Origin of the sequence: Paenibacillus aceris, assembly GCF_017874035.1 — a bacterium.
Taxonomy (GTDB): Bacteria; Bacillota; Bacilli; order Paenibacillales; family NBRC-103111; genus Paenibacillus_E; species Paenibacillus_E aceris.
This window is the reverse complement of sequence record NZ_JAGGKV010000005.1, coordinates 1-15,006: the sequence shown is the minus strand read 5'-3', so window position 1 is coordinate 15,006 and position 15,006 is coordinate 1. Positions and strand designations below refer to the sequence as shown.

Below are 15,006 nucleotides of genomic sequence, written 5' to 3'. Positions count from 1 at the left end.
TGATGAAGCACCTGCAAGCTGATGACCCGGACATTTCTTTCTTTAAAGAGGCTGTAAACCGCTACATGAATTCACTTGTGTCGAATTATTCGACAATGAATGACCCTGACGCAGAAGGGGGAATATTTCACTCAAGCTTCTTTGAGAAATACCAAAGGCTGCAGAACATCCAAAAAAGAGGATAATCCTAGATGTTTCATCATCAGGACTATCCTCTTGGTGTTTTGGCAAACTTATTGTTCCACAAGCGGCTTTAACGGCTTAAACAGCGCGTTCAGGAACCTTATAGGACCAGGAGTATTGGGTAAATCGAACATGGACAGCAGCAAGACTGCCAACAAAATTGCGGTAAAAGCGATTTTATCCTTCATCGGCTTTTGCTTCAGCTTCGGCCATTCCAGCAATACAATACAGATCGAAGCCGCGGTAACAGGAATGAAAACGGACCATTTCATTGTTTTTGGACCTCTTCCTTTGAAATTCCGCCAGGCCAATTGACAAGTCCCGGTCTGTTAATGTGTGCGTTCACTTCAGCCTTCACCTCGATATTGGTAAAAACCTCATCCCATTCTTCCTTGACCTCTTCCCATCGATTAGGATATTTTTGATGAAAAGCTTTGGCGAAATCGAATATATCCGTTTTGAATCTCTCTTGAACATCCTGCACAGAGGACTCTATCCGGTTTTTTACTTCCTCCTCGAACCGTTGGTTTAATTCTTCCAAAATGGCCGGCTCCATCGGATTCAGCATTGTACCGTTTTGGACCATATCCCCGCTTGTTTTCACTTTCACTGTCACTTTCCATTTTCCGTTATTTAATGAGGGAAGAAGCTCCACCTCGGTTTTTACAGGTGTAAGGGAGATCAGTGCGCCGGTATTTTGAAGTTTAAACGTAATCGTGTAATCTTTGATTAGGTTTTTTACCCACAGAAGACCACGTGTTTCTTTTTCCGATAATTCACCGATCATCTTATCGTTCTTGAAGACAGCTATTCCCCTGATATAGGGGATCGTTTGAGTCGGCTCCTTAGGATTGATTGAAGGCAAGATATAAACAAGCGGAAACGCTGCCGCCTTGGACTCCGACTTTAACATGATGCTAAGCTGCTCAACGGTAACCGTATAGCTTATATTCATTTTTGAAAGTTCTCGAAGAACCTCAGCTGAACTCCGTTCCAACGGTGGAATCATCCGCAGCGCTTCGGCGGCTTTTCCTTTCGCTACAAATACATAAGCCCGTTCCCTGATTCGCGGTTGACGCACAAAAAAGTCGGCGTGTTGCTTAAGGCCCGCTTTTGCTAGCGAATCACTGAAAATAATGACCTTGCATTGTCCCCAAAAAAGATGACGAGGAAGAATCTGTTGAAGATTGGCCAATGCGTTCGCTATATCGCTTCCATACTCCGTGCGGATAGTTGTGCGTTTGGCTCCTCCTCCGCCGCCGCTTGTAGACATACCACCGACTAGATTTTGCGGAATAATGAACTGGATCGTTATTTTGACCTGCTTGTCCTCTTCTGAATCGATCGCCATAGCCGTAATAATGGCTAAGTCGTTAAGCTCTGTTCGGTCCCAGCAACCGGTAAGCGAAAGGACAAGGATAAGGAGCATTCCGATTGTCACCAGCTTATTCATTTTGATAAGCCTCGCCTCCCCTTACGAATGAACGCAATTAAGAGTAGGAAAAGCGGTATAACGATAAACACGACAAAAAGCTCAAAAGGTGCCACGAGTTTATTGTGATTCGCTAATGCAGTAAAATATGGTATATCCCAGTAGCTGAACAAAAAAGCCAAAATAGCCAAAGGAACAACTATAGGACGATAATCCGTTATCTTAAACGTGTGGGCATAGGAGACCACACCTGCATAAAAAAAGACAGTAATTTTAACGAAATTACCTAATACCCACATGGCAAGCAGAACAGACTCCAAATTTTCAAAAAAATCGGCTAGGCTAATATATCGCACTGCGATTAATATGGGGTAAATTTTATTAGCAAGATCAGGGCCAAGCAAAAATAAGGTGATCATATTGACATAAGTCATACCTATCACAACCACAATTAGTGAGAGTATGCTCCATTTCTTTACTTTATCCGCATGACTTGCACTAGGCAGGAAATAAGAAATAATAAAAAACTCGGCAAGCCAACCTTGAGGAGTTAATGAACCTTTTAAAACAGGGACTATCCCATGGCTTAAAATCGGGTATATGTTTTTGACATCCAAGTCGGGTGCAAGGAAAAGTAAAATGAACAAAGGCAAAATAAACAGATACGTGCAAATAGCGGCACACCTAGCGATCACTTCCACTCCACCCCGTACAGCAAAAGCAGATAGCAGCAAGATGGAACCTATGATGACGGCTAAAGGAGTGCTAAACAGGAAGTTGCCGGATACAAATTCCGCATATTGCCGCAAGATCATACCTGTAGAAGACATGAAATAAATAAAATAACCGAAGCCGATCAATTTGCCCAGCCATTTACCGACAATTTGTTCGCTATATTGCGATATGGTCATCTTCGGATAAAGCTTATGAAGCCCTATTGCCAGATAGATCGAAACCATTCCAGGGAAAAAAGCGATTATACCTGTAATCCACAAATCATTCTTGGCATACTGTGCCGTTATCGTCGGTAAGGCAAGGAAGCCTGTAGCCAAAATAACCGGGTGCATGATGAGTGCTATTTGGAAAGGGGAAATTTTTTCAGTCTTTAGCATGAACTGCCTCCTCATTTATGGATTGCGACTGTCATCATGCTCGGGACCCGGCTTTTGATCACTTGCACTGCGAAACTTATTATACTCACCTGTAAAGTGAGGACGAATATCCATTTTCCACCACGGCGCGCGAATAAAAACATCTTTAAGCTCATTAGCATTGGTCGCCGAAATGGCGGATAAATACGGAGCTCCGAAGGAACGAAGGCTGCTCAAATGAATCAGAATGGCAAGAAAACCGAGCATGACGCCAAGCAAGCCTAAAGTCCCTCCAAGCAATATCATTGGAAATCGCATCAACCGAATGGCAATGCCCAAGACGTACCGCGGAATAATAAAAGATGCAATACCTGTTATCGCTACGACGATGACCATGGGCGCTGAGACAAGCCCTGCCTGTACCGCACCCTGACCGATGACGAGAGCTCCGACAATGCTGACAGCAGCGCCCACTTGTTTGGGAAGCCGGATTCCAGCCTCACGCAGCGCTTCGAACGTGACCTCCATGAGCAGTGCCTCAACGAATGCAGGGAAAGGAACCGACTCCCGGGAGCTAGCCATGCTGTAGATCAAGTTGCCGGGTATCATCTCTTGATGATAAGTAAGTACGGCCACATACAAGGATGGCAAAAATAGAGAAACCAAAAAAAATGTATAACGCAGCCAGCGAATAACCGTCCCGCTCCAAAACCGTTGATAGTAGTCCTCCGCCGATTGCAGCAAGGATGGTAACGTCGTAGGCGCAATCAACACAAATGGAGTTCCCTCCGTTAAAATGGCAACACGCCCTTCGAGCAAGCCTGCGCAGGTAACGTCCGGGCGTTCCGTAGAAAGCAACTGCGGAAAAGGAGAATACGGATTATCTTCGATCAATTCCTCGATATAGCCGCTCTCCAAGATCCCGTCGATCTGAATGCGTGATAGCCGATTTGTGACCTCCTGAATCAGCGTCTCGTCAGTAAGGTTTTCAATATAGGCGATTGCCACCTTTGTATTGGTGTATTCTCCGATTTTTAGCATTTCAATTTTGAGCTGCGGACTTTTAATGATACGCCGGATTTGTGACAAATTCGTTATCATTGTTTCTGTAAAGCCCTCCCGTGAGCCACGGATCATAACCTCAGATGTAGGATCCTCGATACCACGATGCTCCCATTTATTTAAACCTAGCGAAAGTCCGGCTGATTCGTTATGGCAAAGCAAAATCGGAAACCCGGTCGATATAGCATCCATGCATTGCTCGAACGTTTCGACAGACCTAGTCTGCGCTACAAAAATTTTCCTCTCCTCTATTTGCTTTACAGTAACTGTTTCAGATTCGCCAAGCCGCATAAGAGGGGCTATCACCATTTCTTCGATACCGCTTGTATTCGTCAATCCGTCGATGTAAATCAATGCCATCTTCGAATCTTCGCTAATGACAAAAGTTCGGAATACAACGTCGGCACATTTCGAATATATCGACTGAAATACTTGAATGTTGTCGTTCAGATCTTGGAACAACGGGTGCTGCTGGGAAGGGAGAGATGGTCTCTGATATTCTTTTTCATTTCTTTTCTTCATGAGTCTCTTGAAATTTCTGATCATTGACTAATTTCCTTCCGAGGAAATCTCCCCCAATAGCTGTCTACCCTCTAGGGTTCATAATTTCATTTGTTTTTATGCAATATACAAGTTCTACGTTAAGTCAGAACCGTCGCAGGAGGTTTAAAGATAGTCAGATATTGCAGGATGCTGTGCATAAGCAAATTCATGTGATTGCTCTGAAAATAAATAACTACACACTGTCCTGAAAGCTAATGAAGAGGTCCATAAAAGAGAAAAAGGAGCTGCTGTGGCAGCTCCTTTTCCGTATTCAAGCAATTCTTCATCCGTCGGTTCTTATTCGTTCTCTTTATTTAATCATTCCTTCTTGATGCGTTCTGCCCGTTGCTTCAATAGATAAATTCAAAGGATTAATTTTAATTTTTAAAGTATTGATGTTTAATCCCTTTTACATGGACCAGCAGTAATAATTTCTTTTTCCATATTGGAAAATTTCTCAAAATTGCGAGTAAACTGTTCAGCCAACTCCCAAGCAGCCTTCTCATACGCCTTTTGATCCTGCCAAGTATGACGGGGAACAAGAACATTGCTTGGAACACCCTCTACGAAATCGGGACAGAGCACACCAAAGATCGGATCGGCCGCAAACGTCGCTTGCTCGATACTTCCATTCAAAGCAGCGGTTACCATCGCACGGGTGAAAGTTAAGTTCATCCTCTTTCCTACACCGTAGGGACCTCCGGACCACCCAGTATTCACCAAATAAACTTTAACTTGGTGCTCCTCAATTTTATCTCCTAATTGCTTTGCATACACAGTTGGATGGAGCGGAAGGAAAGGCGCTCCAAAGCAAGTGGAAAATGTCGCCTCCGGTTCCGTTACTCCTCTCTCGGTACCTGCCAGCTTTGAAGTATATCCTGACAAAAAGTGATACACCGCCTGTTCCTTCGTCAGCTTCGAAATAGGAGGCAGCACGCCGAAAGCATCAGCTGTTAAGAAAACGATAACTTTCGGATGACCCGCCTTCCCTGGGATAACAGCACCAGGAATTACATCGATCGGATAAGCGGCTCGCGTATTTTCTGTCGTCCGAGTATCGTTATAATCCGCTCTGCCTGTCTCTGGATCCAGAACGACATTTTCTAAAACTGAACCATAACGAATGGCCTGCCATATTTGCGGTTCCTTTTCTTCGGATAGATTAGCGCACTTGGCATAACATCCGCCTTCAAAGTTATAGACCCCTTGATCGGTCCAGCCATGCTCATCGTCACCAATCAACCGGCGGTTTGGATCAGCGGAAAGTGTCGTTTTCCCCGTTCCGGATAACCCAAAGAATAAGGCCACATCGTCTTTCTCTCCAACATTTGCTGAGCAATGCATCGGAAAAATGTCACGGAAAGGGAGTAAATAATTCAGAACGCTAAATATCGATTTTTTCATCTCTCCTGCATACTCGGTCCCGCCGATGAGAACCAATTTCCTTTCAAAGGAAAGGCAGATAAACGTTTCAGAGCGCGTACCGTCCATTTCCGGATCAGCTTTTAAGCCCGGCAGTGCGATCACAGTAAACTCCGCACTGTGGGTTTGCAATTCTTCCTCTGTCGGACGAACAAAAAGCTGCCGGACAAATAAATTATGCCATGCATATTCATTCACGATGCGAATGGGTAACCGATACTCCGAATCTGCCCCGGCATAGCCGTCGAATACGAACAAATCCTTATCCGACATATAATCTTGCGCTTTTTGGTAGAGCCGCTCGAACTGAAGCTGTGAGATGGGTTGATTCACTGCCCCCCAATCTATGTGGTCCATGACGGAAGGTTCTTGGACTATGAACTTGTCTTTAGGAGAACGTCCAGTATATTTCCCTGTGTATACTTGTAAGGCCCCTGAGGAAGAAAGGACCCCTTCCTTCCGTTCCAATGCTGTTTCGACCAGCTGGGATACGGGCAAATTATTCGATATCACACCTATTTTCAACTGCTGCAACTTGGCTTCCATCCTCATCAATTCCCTTCGTTATGTTATCCGAACAATTGGCGATAAACTTCCCTCTCGGATGCTGCATGTTCCTCTTTAGTTCTTATTCAATAATTCCGCTCCTGCGATTCCCGGGTTCGTCATTTCATAAGGATCGAGAATAATCTGGAGCTCCTCTTCCGTTAAAACATTATATAAAAGGCACAGTTCCCGAACAGGACGACCCGTCAGAATCGCTTCACGCGCGATCCTCGCTACGACTTCATAGCCCAGATGCGGGTTGAGCGCGGTAATGACCCCGACACTTTTCTCCACATACTCTTTGCAGCGCTCTACGTTCGCTTCGATTTCTTCCAAACAATGTACACGGAAAACTTTGAAGGCTTGATTCATGATACTGAGCGATTGGAGCAAATTGAACACGAGCACAGGCTCCATCACATTAAGCTCGAGCTGCCCTGCTTCAGAGGCAAGACAAATCGTATGGTCATTCCCGATGACCTGGAACGCTACCTGATTGACGACCTCAGCCATGACCGGATTGACTTTGCCTGGCATGATGGACGAACCGGGTTGCCGTGCAGGGAGATTCAGCTCCCCTAACCCAGCACGCGGTCCGGAAGCGAGCAATCGTAAGTCGTTGGCAATCTTAGACATATTGATCATGCAAACTTTCAATGCGGCTGACACTTCGGTATAAGCATCTGTATTTTGAGTTGCGTCCACCAGGTGATCAGCATTGGTCAGCGGCAGCCCGCTGAGCTCAGCTAGCAATTCCACGACTCGCTTAATATAGCGTGGATCGGCATTCAAGCCGGTTCCGACAGCGGTTGCACCCATGTTGACTTCGAACAAATGGCCGCGGGTTTGCTTGATCCTCTTGATATCGCGTTCCAGCACCCGGCTGTAAGCCTCAAACTCCTGCCCCAGTCGGATCGGCACGCCATCCTGAAGATGCGTCCGCCCCATTTTGATTACCCCGTCGAATTGGACGGCTTTTTTACGAAATGCTGTGAGCATCTCCTCCATCGTCACGAGCAGCTTCTCAATTAAAGCGAGTGTTGCAATATGAATCGCTGTCGGGAAAGCATCGTTCGTTGATTGGGCCATATTCACATGCGAGTTGGGACTTACTTTAAAATAATCGCCTTTGATTCCCCCGAGAATCTCGATAGCCCGGTTGGCGATGACCTCGTTGGTATTCATATTGATGGATGTACCTGCTCCGCCTTGTATCGGATCGACGATAAATTGATCATGCCATTTGCCGTCCATAATTTCTTGTGCCGCTTGCACGACAGCATGTCCAATCTGCGGATTCAACTGCCTGATCTCCATGTTCGCTGCAGCCGCCGCATATTTAACGGTTGCCATCGCACGTATCAACTCTTCGTGAATACGGTAGCCGGTAATTGGGAAATTTTCTACTGCGCGCAGTGTTTGAATGCCGTAATAGGCGTCTGCCGGCACTTCCTTTGAACCAAGAAAATCTTTTTCTATCCTTTGCTGAGCTGTTGTCATGGTTGTTTCCTCCTTGTTATTCTCTTACGCAGCCTGCTTGACGGACTCTAAATATTTCTTTCCTTTGTTCTGATCGTACTGACCTTCCCATTTCGCCATAACCACCGCGGCCATAGAATTGCCGATGACATTGACTACTGTCCGGGCCATATCCAGAATACGATCAATACCTGCGATAAAAGCTAGACCTTCGAGCGGAATCCCGACAGATCCAAGTGTGGCAAGCAGGACGACAAACGAAGCGCCTGGCACACCAGCAATTCCCTTTGATGTGAGCATCAAGACAAGCATCAACATGATTTGAGAGCCAATCGACATATGGATCCCATACATTTGTGCAATGAATAATGCGGCTATCGCTTGATATAACGTGGACCCGTCCAAATTAAACGAATATCCCGTAGGGACGACAAATGACGTGATTGCCTTCGGTACGCCGAACTTCTCCATTTTTTCCATCATCTTAGGAAGTGCCGTTTCGGAACTTGCTGTAGAGTAAGCCAGAATGAGTTCATCTTTTAATATGCGAACAATTGCCATAAGGCTGGTACCGCAAAGCTTAGCAATTAAACCAAGCACGATCACTACAAACAGGAACATGCCGATATACACAGCAAGCACCAATTTCCCCAAAGGAATCAAAGAGCCGACACCGAATTTGGATACGGTTACGCCAATCAATCCGAATACACCGATCGGCGCAAATTTCATAATTTGGTTCGTCACCCAGAACATCGATTCTGCAACGCCCTGGAAAAATGATAAAACCGGCTTTCCTTTATCGCCAATCGCGGCAACGCCCAAACCAAACAATACAGAGAAGAAAATGATGGCTAGCATGTCACCGGCTACTAATGATTCAAAAATGTTTTTCGGAACGATATTAACAAATGTGTCGGCGAAACTGTGACTGGTCACACTCTTTGTCGCTTCGACATATTTCGAAATATCTGTCTTAGCTAGTCCAGCCATATTGATTCCAGCTCCAGGCTGAAAGATATTCGCTATGACCAAGCCGAAAATAATAGCAATCGTCGTCACGATTTCAAAATAAAGAAGCGTTTTCCCACCAAGTCTTCCAAGCTTTTTAATATCTCCTACTCCTGCTACTCCGACAATGAGAGAGGAAACAACAATGGGAACGACGATCATTTTAATTAAACGAATGAAAATGTCTCCCGCCGGTTTCAAGTAACTTTCGATCGTTGGGTTACCATAAAAAATGGCCCCGACAATAATCCCTAATAATAGTCCAAACAAGATTTGAAAAGCCAAACCAAATTTTTTCATCATAATTCCCCTTTTCACAAAAATGTTAAGCGCTTTCTTTTTTTCACAATAATTTAAAATGTCTTGAATGAAATTTATTGTACGGGGAATCTACAGCAATCTATATGAATCTACATGTTGAATAAAAATTTTGTCCCCTCCTGCGTCGAATTACTCATCTCGTTTTTTGGAATACTGAAGAAGAAGGAGTATCTATGACCATGGAGGAATAATTCAAAAGATGCCGAATGACTGTAGTTGTTAAGAAGGGAGGCTGGAAACCGCATTGAAAGAAAAATGGCTCCTTTTAATACTGATGGTCATTTCGGTTCCGATCGCGGGCGAATTAAATTTTTACCCGTTTCAAACTGATTTTCGGGTAAGTTTGGGTACCCCTGCCTTTTTTCTATTCCTACTCTGGCTCCGTTCTCCCTCACCGTTAATATCCGGATTACTTGTCGGCAGCTCGGTTACGATCTTTCGCATGGGACTTGAGTCGATACTCGAACCGCATTGGAGCTTGGGAGCTGCCTTTCAGCATCATTATCCGGTATTCTTTTACTATTTGACCTATGCCATTGCCTTCGCAGCAGTTCGAATAAATCGTCGTCATAACCGGCCAGTTCTGGTCGGAGCACTTGGTGTGGCGTGTGAAATCGCCGCGACGTTGGTAGAGCTTTTGCTGCGTTATTCGGCAACAGAACAAACGACCACTTTCGCAACCTGGAATCAGATTGTTCTCATTGCATTTTTCCGGAGTTTCTTCGTTCTTGGTTTTTTCAATTTGATCAAATTGAGGCAGTCGAAAGCAGCCGAAGAGCAGAAGCGCAAAGAAAACGAGAAGATGCTCATGCTTATTTCTGAGCTTTACGAGGAAACCATTCAATTGAAAAAAACGCTGCACAACGCAGAAAATATCGCCCGTGACAGCTACGAGCTGTATCAATCGTTAAATGATGCACAGCATGTTTTTCATGAAGATCTAGCACAAAAAGCTCTCCGGATCGCCGGTGAGGTTCATGAGATCAAAAAGGACAATCAACGAATATATGCGGGTCTATCCAGCCTGATTTCGCACGAAAGCGACTATATGCCGGTGGAAGAATTGGTCGATATCGTTCTGCGTTCCAATCAGAAATATGCCCAGTCACTTGGTAAGAAGATCGAATTCACGTTGCAAACCGAAGGGATCTTTCCTTTATGTCATGTGTACACTGTTTTGTCTTTGTTCAATAACTTAGTTGCCAATGCTGTAGAAGCGTTTGAGGAACAGGGCATTATCCGAATATGGGTTAAACGGGAAAAAGATGTTATTATATTCCGTGTCGCCGATAATGGCCCAGGTATTGCGCCGAAGTATCGAAAGAAAATCTTCATGCCCGGCTATACGACCAAATTCGATAAAGCTGGCAATCCATCAACGGGAATCGGTTTGGTTTATGTGAATCAGGAAACAGAGCGTTTGCTTGGAAACGTCCAAGTTCAAGACAACACCGAAGGTGCAGGTATTATTTTCACGATCACATTGCCGATTGACCAAATAGGAAAGGAAGAATAGCGCAATGCGTTTTTTTATAATCGATGACGATCCAGCTATCCGTTCCATGCTGGAACAAATTATCGAGGATGAGGATTTAGGAAGTGTGGTAGGCGAAGCTTCTGATGGGGCGCATGTTGATATCCCTTTGCTCGAACTCAAGCAAGTAGACATCATGCTTATCGATTTACTAATGCCTGTTCGTGACGGCATAGAGACCGTTCGCAAACTATCCGGGAGCTTTGAAGGGAAAATCATTATGATTTCTCAAGTGGAGTCGAAGGAAATGATAGTCAAAGCGTATGCCAGCGGAATTGAATATTATATCACCAAACCCATAAACCGTTTGGAAGTAATTGCCGTTATTAGAAAGGTTTCTGAATTGCTGCTCATCCACCAATCCTTTCGAAATATTCAAAAATCTCTCCGAGCTGTCGGCTTCAGCGACGCATTAACGGAGAAGCAGCCTTCTTCCATTGAAAAAAATATCATTACATGCGGAAACTATATGTTATCAGATCTCGGACTGATTGGGGAAGCCGGCAGCAAAGACTTACTGGAGATGCTCGATTATTTATACCGTTATGAGGCCGATCACTCACAGGAACAGGGCTTTCCGCAGCTTCATGAAATATACCATCAAATTGCCTTGAAAAAATTAGGCCCCTCCGCTTCAACTATCGACCTGAAAAAGGAGATCAAAGCGGCCGAACAACGGGTGCGACGAGCAGTGAATCAAGCGCTAACCCATTTAGCATCCCTTGGATTGATCGATTATTCGAATCCGAAGTTCGAGCAGTACTCTACAAAGTTTTTTGACCTGAGTGATATTCGCAAAAAAATGAAAGCACTGGAAAATGATGAATCTTCTGCTCTCAGCTTAATCCGGCAAAACACAAAAAAGTTTATTCAGGTCCTTTATTTAGAATCTAGAAAGTTAATGAGCTGATGAAATTGGACGCCACAGGATCCCTTTGTTCCCAATCCCCATCATACTGTGATAGATACCAATCTTCCAACGAAATTTTCATTGTTTATATTCAACTCTACTGCCTTAGTTTAAATGTCGCTGTCTAGGTCTTAAGTAGGGTAAGACGGGGAATTACTTCCCCGGCCCCCCGTCAAACCGTGAATGCGGATGGACACGAAGCAACGTAATTCTCTCACACTTTAATTATAAAAAACAAAGAAGCTGCTTCTTAGCAGCCCCTGTGGTATTCAACTATCTCTCCCGTTAATCAGTTGAAAATACTCCTCCCTGCCTTCCGTCGGGAATGGGATAAAGTTCTTGTCACCCGACAGCAGGCCGGTAATTCATCGTTAAATCAATCCTCTGCTAGTTTATCGCAAATAGAAAAATTTCAGATAAATCTTAAAGTGGCTAAACGCTCTTCAAAAACCGCACGCAGTTCATCAGGAATCCGCTCAAACTCGACCCCTTTCCCCAAAAACAAAAGCCAATCCGCATAATACGCCAGCGCCTCAACATCGGTCACATCCAACTGAACATTAAAAATCCCGCTCGATTGAAACATCCCAGTTAAGGACAAAATTATCCCAGGCGGGTGCATACGCTTAAAGCGCTGAATCCCAATCGAATCAAGTTTCACAACAAGATTGGATTCACGTGCACGAAGCAATTTCTTGTTTAAAATCTCTTGTTCAGACCACTTCATCTCCTGCTCAGAAATTGCCGAATCCCGCAGCATCTCAACAGGCAAATAACGAAACTCATCCGAATCAAAATCATAAACCTCGACCAGCCACTGAGCGTTCGAGTTAAATATGTGCAGCAAAAAAACGTCCAACAACTGCGGCCAGCCAAGACTCAGCTCATAAGTCACGCGTAAATGTTTATCCCGCACAGCAAGAGAAATCAACTGGTTTAGCTCCGCAGGCGCCGCATCATCGAGCTCCAAAAGATTCGGATTGGCGGGATTTGTATTTTCGAAAAGCAAGATATTATTCAGCTCGATCAGCTCATCTTGCTGTGTTTGCGACGCGATGCCAATAAGTTTTTCAGTGATTGAGCGGCGATTTTGCAGATAAGGCAGCTGCGAATTTTTTGAGGCGATAAAGCTGATAAAAATCGCCTTCAGCTCTTCCGGCGTAAAGCGGGCGGCTGGCAGATATTGATTTTGCAGGACATAGTATCCGCCACCGCGCCCAAGCTCGGACGTCAGTGGGAAACCCATCTCCTGAATCTCGTTTATGTCGCGGATCGCCGTCGCGCGGGAAATCTTGAACTCTCGCTGAATCTCGGCAATCGTAAAATGCGCACGGTTATTGATGTAACGCATGATCAGGTTCACTCGTTCTGTTTTCTTCATGATTTTATTATATCAAAAATGTAGCATAAAATGTCAGCACTGACGGATTTACATTTTCAGTTTTTATAAAAAGTATCATTTTTTGATACATTTGGCTAATAGAATCAGTCTTGTAAAGAATAAACCCCACAAAGGAGAGAACAAAATGTCTAACTACTCCATTAAAACAATCTCAGAAAACTACAAAATGACTGCTTTCGGTGTTTCATTTGATGACTACAACGACTGGGCAGGAAATGCAGCAAAAACTGCGGCGAAAAAAGCTGAAATCACTGAAAACGGCAAGCTTGCTGAACTTCTCGCACTCGCTGACGGGCAAGAATATCAAATCAACTACAACCTCGACCGCAAGCCTTGGCGCGGCTTCGGCGTAATGGGTGAGTTCAACGTGGAAGGCGCGGTCGTCCTCGAGTTCCTCGCTGGAGATTACCTTGTCGTGCCTGGGACAGGTGCTGACAAAGACCGCCTTGCTGACGAAATCACAGGCAAAGTTTTCGGCGGCCTGATCCAAGAAATCACAGAATACAAATACGTTGGTCCTGGTAACTCAACGTTCGTAAAAGCAAATGATACAGGTGAATTCTACGGCGAAATGTGGCTCCGTGTAATTAAAGTTGAAAACTAATCCTTGTCAAATCTTTCAAAATCAATACAATGGAGCCTTACCTCCCAAAAATTATACCGGATAAAAGGAGCACTCACATGGCAGAATACACACTCGAACACAAAAAATCATTTACATTGACCGCCTATGGTTTTTCAATCCAGTCGAATTTTCAAGACATGCCCGCTTTGCAAAAAGAAAAAACCGAATTTTGGGATAGACTCAAGGCAGACGGGCGTTTTAATAAGCTCAAAGATGCCGCAAAAGATGATCGCGAATGGTCAGTCAATGAGGTTTATCAAGGAAAGCCGTGGAATTATTTCGCGGTAGAAGCTGGCAAATCAGTGGCTGACGCAACGCGCATCATCGAGTTTCCAGAGAGTGAGTACATCGTGGTCGCAGGAAATGGCGACAAGGAAACTTTGTTTGATCAGCTGACTTACCGTGCTTTTGGCGAAGTCTTGGCCCGAATCACTGATTATGCTTATATCGGTGGTCCAAATGCGACTTATCGCAAAGATAACGGCGACGGCACTTTTTACGGCGAATTTTGGGTGCCTGTGGTTAAAAAATAAGGGGAATTCGGAAGATAAATAGCCCAATGATCGAAATCAACGGCTGCCTCTCGCTCGTACTTAATAATGGGATTTTCATGTCGTTGTACTTTTTTATCTTTGTTGAAGATACGATCGTTAAATCAAGGATTCTTTAGTAAAACAGGCAGCCAACATTTAGTCGGCTGCCTGTTGCGTTATATTCAACTATCGTTATCCGTTAGCTTAGCTCGTCATACCGGCTCTTGTTTAGGGGTTACTAACTAACCAGTTCACTGCATCTAATAGGTCCTTCGCAATAAAATCAGGTGATGCTTGCTCGTACCAATTGTGACGGTATTTTTCCAAAGACTATTTACCCCAGCCTGTCTCGACAAGAGGTTTATGACACTCACAGCCTTCTTCTGCCTCATGAGGACATATTGGGTAATTCTCTAAATCAGTCGAATTATCCTCCTGTTAGCGCAACGACAGAAGGAGTAGCTGCCGCGATGGCAAACTGCTCCCCGATCGCTAAACTAAGTTCACCGCTAGCATATTCGAAAGCTTTCATAAAAAAGACCCCACTTTTTATAGTGAGGTCATACTGCTTGGCAACGTTCTACTCTCCCAGAACCCTGCGGTTCAAGTACCATCGACGCTGGAGGGCTTAACGGTCGTGTTCGAGATGGGAACGCGTGGGTCCCCTCCGCCATCATCACCAAACAGTCAAAGCGTGGTTTGCGCCTTGAAAACTAGATACGAAACTTGCGTAAAGGTAGGATTTGCTTAGGATTTCTGGGCCCCAATCAAGTATTCGGAATTCGCTACAAAGCTGATCTTCACTTGGTTGGGAATAGGTTAAGCCCTCGACCGATTAGTATTCGTCAGCTGCATGCATTGCTGCACTTCCACCTCGAACCTATCAACCTCGTCGTCTACAAGGGGTCTTAC

12 protein-coding genes and 2 rRNA genes are annotated in these 15,006 nt (G+C 44.6%); 4 read left to right on the top strand and 10 right to left on the bottom strand.

The window, feature by feature from the left end:
• Nucleotides 1-233: 233 nt before the first annotated feature.
• From J2Z65_RS11145 to J2Z65_RS11115, 7 genes are all read right to left on the bottom strand, one after another.
• A complete protein-coding gene (locus J2Z65_RS11145) occupies nt 234-455 on the bottom strand; it encodes a hypothetical protein (protein ID WP_167066572.1) in 222 nt (73 codons plus the stop codon).
• Nucleotides 452-1,636, bottom strand: coding sequence for a Ger(x)C family spore germination protein (locus tag J2Z65_RS11140; protein ID WP_167066575.1), 1,185 nt, complete (start codon nt 1,634-1,636; stop codon nt 452-454). Before J2Z65_RS11140 ends, J2Z65_RS11145 begins: the two co-directional genes overlap by 4 nt.
• Entirely contained in the window at nt 1,633-2,727 is a 1,095-nt protein-coding gene (locus J2Z65_RS11135; RefSeq protein ID WP_167066577.1) for a GerAB/ArcD/ProY family transporter, read from the bottom strand. Before J2Z65_RS11135 ends, J2Z65_RS11140 begins: the two co-directional genes overlap by 4 nt.
• A gap of 15 nt (nt 2,728-2,742) precedes the next feature.
• The gene (locus J2Z65_RS11130; protein ID WP_167066580.1) at nt 2,743-4,314 is read right to left on the bottom strand and encodes a spore germination protein; all 1,572 of its coding nucleotides are present in this window, start codon (nt 4,312-4,314) and stop codon (nt 2,743-2,745) included.
• 396 nt (nt 4,315-4,710) lie between these two features.
• The gene (gene pckA, locus J2Z65_RS11125; protein WP_244999147.1) at nt 4,711-6,279 is read right to left on the bottom strand and encodes a phosphoenolpyruvate carboxykinase (ATP); all 1,569 of its coding nucleotides are present in this window, start codon (nt 6,277-6,279) and stop codon (nt 4,711-4,713) included.
• A 75-nt stretch (nt 6,280-6,354) separates the two neighbouring features.
• Nucleotides 6,355-7,779, bottom strand: a complete 1,425-nt coding sequence (gene aspA / locus J2Z65_RS11120) for an aspartate ammonia-lyase (protein WP_167067272.1) — start codon at nt 7,777-7,779, stop codon at nt 6,355-6,357.
• Nucleotides 7,780-7,803: 24 nt separating this feature from the next.
• A complete protein-coding gene (locus J2Z65_RS11115) occupies nt 7,804-9,069 on the bottom strand; it encodes a cation:dicarboxylate symporter family transporter (RefSeq protein ID WP_167067281.1) in 1,266 nt (421 codons plus the stop codon).
• 265 nt (nt 9,070-9,334) lie between these two features.
• On the opposite strand from J2Z65_RS11115, the gene J2Z65_RS11110 reads away from it, so the two are divergent.
• Entirely contained in the window at nt 9,335-10,606 is a 1,272-nt protein-coding gene (locus J2Z65_RS11110) for a sensor histidine kinase (RefSeq protein ID WP_167067269.1), read from the top strand.
• 4 nt (nt 10,607-10,610) lie between these two features.
• Nucleotides 10,611-11,534, top strand: coding sequence for a DNA-binding domain-containing protein (locus tag J2Z65_RS11105; protein ID WP_167067266.1), 924 nt, complete (start codon nt 10,611-10,613; stop codon nt 11,532-11,534).
• 412 nt (nt 11,535-11,946) lie between these two features.
• Here J2Z65_RS11105 and J2Z65_RS11100 read toward each other — a convergent pair whose 3' ends face one another.
• Nucleotides 11,947-12,915: a helix-turn-helix transcriptional regulator gene (locus J2Z65_RS11100; protein ID WP_240160041.1), complete on the bottom strand. Its 969-nt coding sequence runs from the start codon at nt 12,913-12,915 to the stop codon at nt 11,947-11,949.
• A gap of 145 nt (nt 12,916-13,060) precedes the next feature.
• Here J2Z65_RS11100 and J2Z65_RS11095 point away from each other — a divergent pair, with 145 nt between their 5' ends.
• Both J2Z65_RS11095 and J2Z65_RS11090 read left to right on the top strand, forming a co-directional pair.
• Nucleotides 13,061-13,540 (top strand): hypothetical protein, encoded by a 480-nt coding sequence (locus J2Z65_RS11095; RefSeq protein ID WP_167067264.1) that lies wholly within the window; start codon nt 13,061-13,063, stop codon nt 13,538-13,540.
• 77 nt (nt 13,541-13,617) lie between these two features.
• Nucleotides 13,618-14,094: a GyrI-like domain-containing protein gene (locus tag J2Z65_RS11090; RefSeq protein ID WP_167067260.1), complete on the top strand. Its 477-nt coding sequence runs from the start codon at nt 13,618-13,620 to the stop codon at nt 14,092-14,094.
• Nucleotides 14,095-14,661: 567 nt separating this feature from the next.
• Here J2Z65_RS11090 and rrf read toward each other — a convergent pair.
• A 5S ribosomal RNA gene (gene rrf, locus J2Z65_RS11085) occupies nt 14,662-14,778 on the bottom strand.
• A gap of 131 nt (nt 14,779-14,909) precedes the next feature.
• Nucleotides 14,910-15,006, bottom strand: a 23S ribosomal RNA gene (locus tag J2Z65_RS11080); the annotation flags it as partial.

Coding starts and splice junctions, on each gene's coding strand:
- J2Z65_RS11145 (WP_167066572.1), bottom strand. CDS start 455: ATGAAATGGTCCGTTTTCATTCCTGTTACCGCGGCTTCGATCTGTATT.
- J2Z65_RS11140 (WP_167066575.1), bottom strand. CDS start 1,636: ATGAATAAGCTGGTGACAATCGGAATGCTCCTTATCCTTGTCCTTTCG.
- J2Z65_RS11135 (WP_167066577.1), bottom strand. CDS start 2,727: ATGCTAAAGACTGAAAAAATTTCCCCTTTCCAAATAGCACTCATCATG.
- J2Z65_RS11130 (WP_167066580.1), bottom strand. CDS start 4,314: ATGATCAGAAATTTCAAGAGACTCATGAAGAAAAGAAATGAAAAAGAA.
- pckA (WP_244999147.1), bottom strand. CDS start 6,279: ATGGAAGCCAAGTTGCAGCAGTTGAAAATAGGTGTGATATCGAATAAT.
- aspA (WP_167067272.1), bottom strand. CDS start 7,779: ATGACAACAGCTCAGCAAAGGATAGAAAAAGATTTTCTTGGTTCAAAG.
- J2Z65_RS11115 (WP_167067281.1), bottom strand. CDS start 9,069: ATGAAAAAATTTGGTTTGGCTTTTCAAATCTTGTTTGGACTATTATTA.
- J2Z65_RS11105 (WP_167067266.1), top strand. CDS start 10,611: ATGCGTTTTTTTATAATCGATGACGATCCAGCTATCCGTTCCATGCTG.
- J2Z65_RS11100 (WP_240160041.1), bottom strand. CDS start 12,915: ATGAAGAAAACAGAACGAGTGAACCTGATCATGCGTTACATCAATAAC.
- J2Z65_RS11095 (WP_167067264.1), top strand. CDS start 13,061: ATGTCTAACTACTCCATTAAAACAATCTCAGAAAACTACAAAATGACT.
- J2Z65_RS11090 (WP_167067260.1), top strand. CDS start 13,618: ATGGCAGAATACACACTCGAACACAAAAAATCATTTACATTGACCGCC.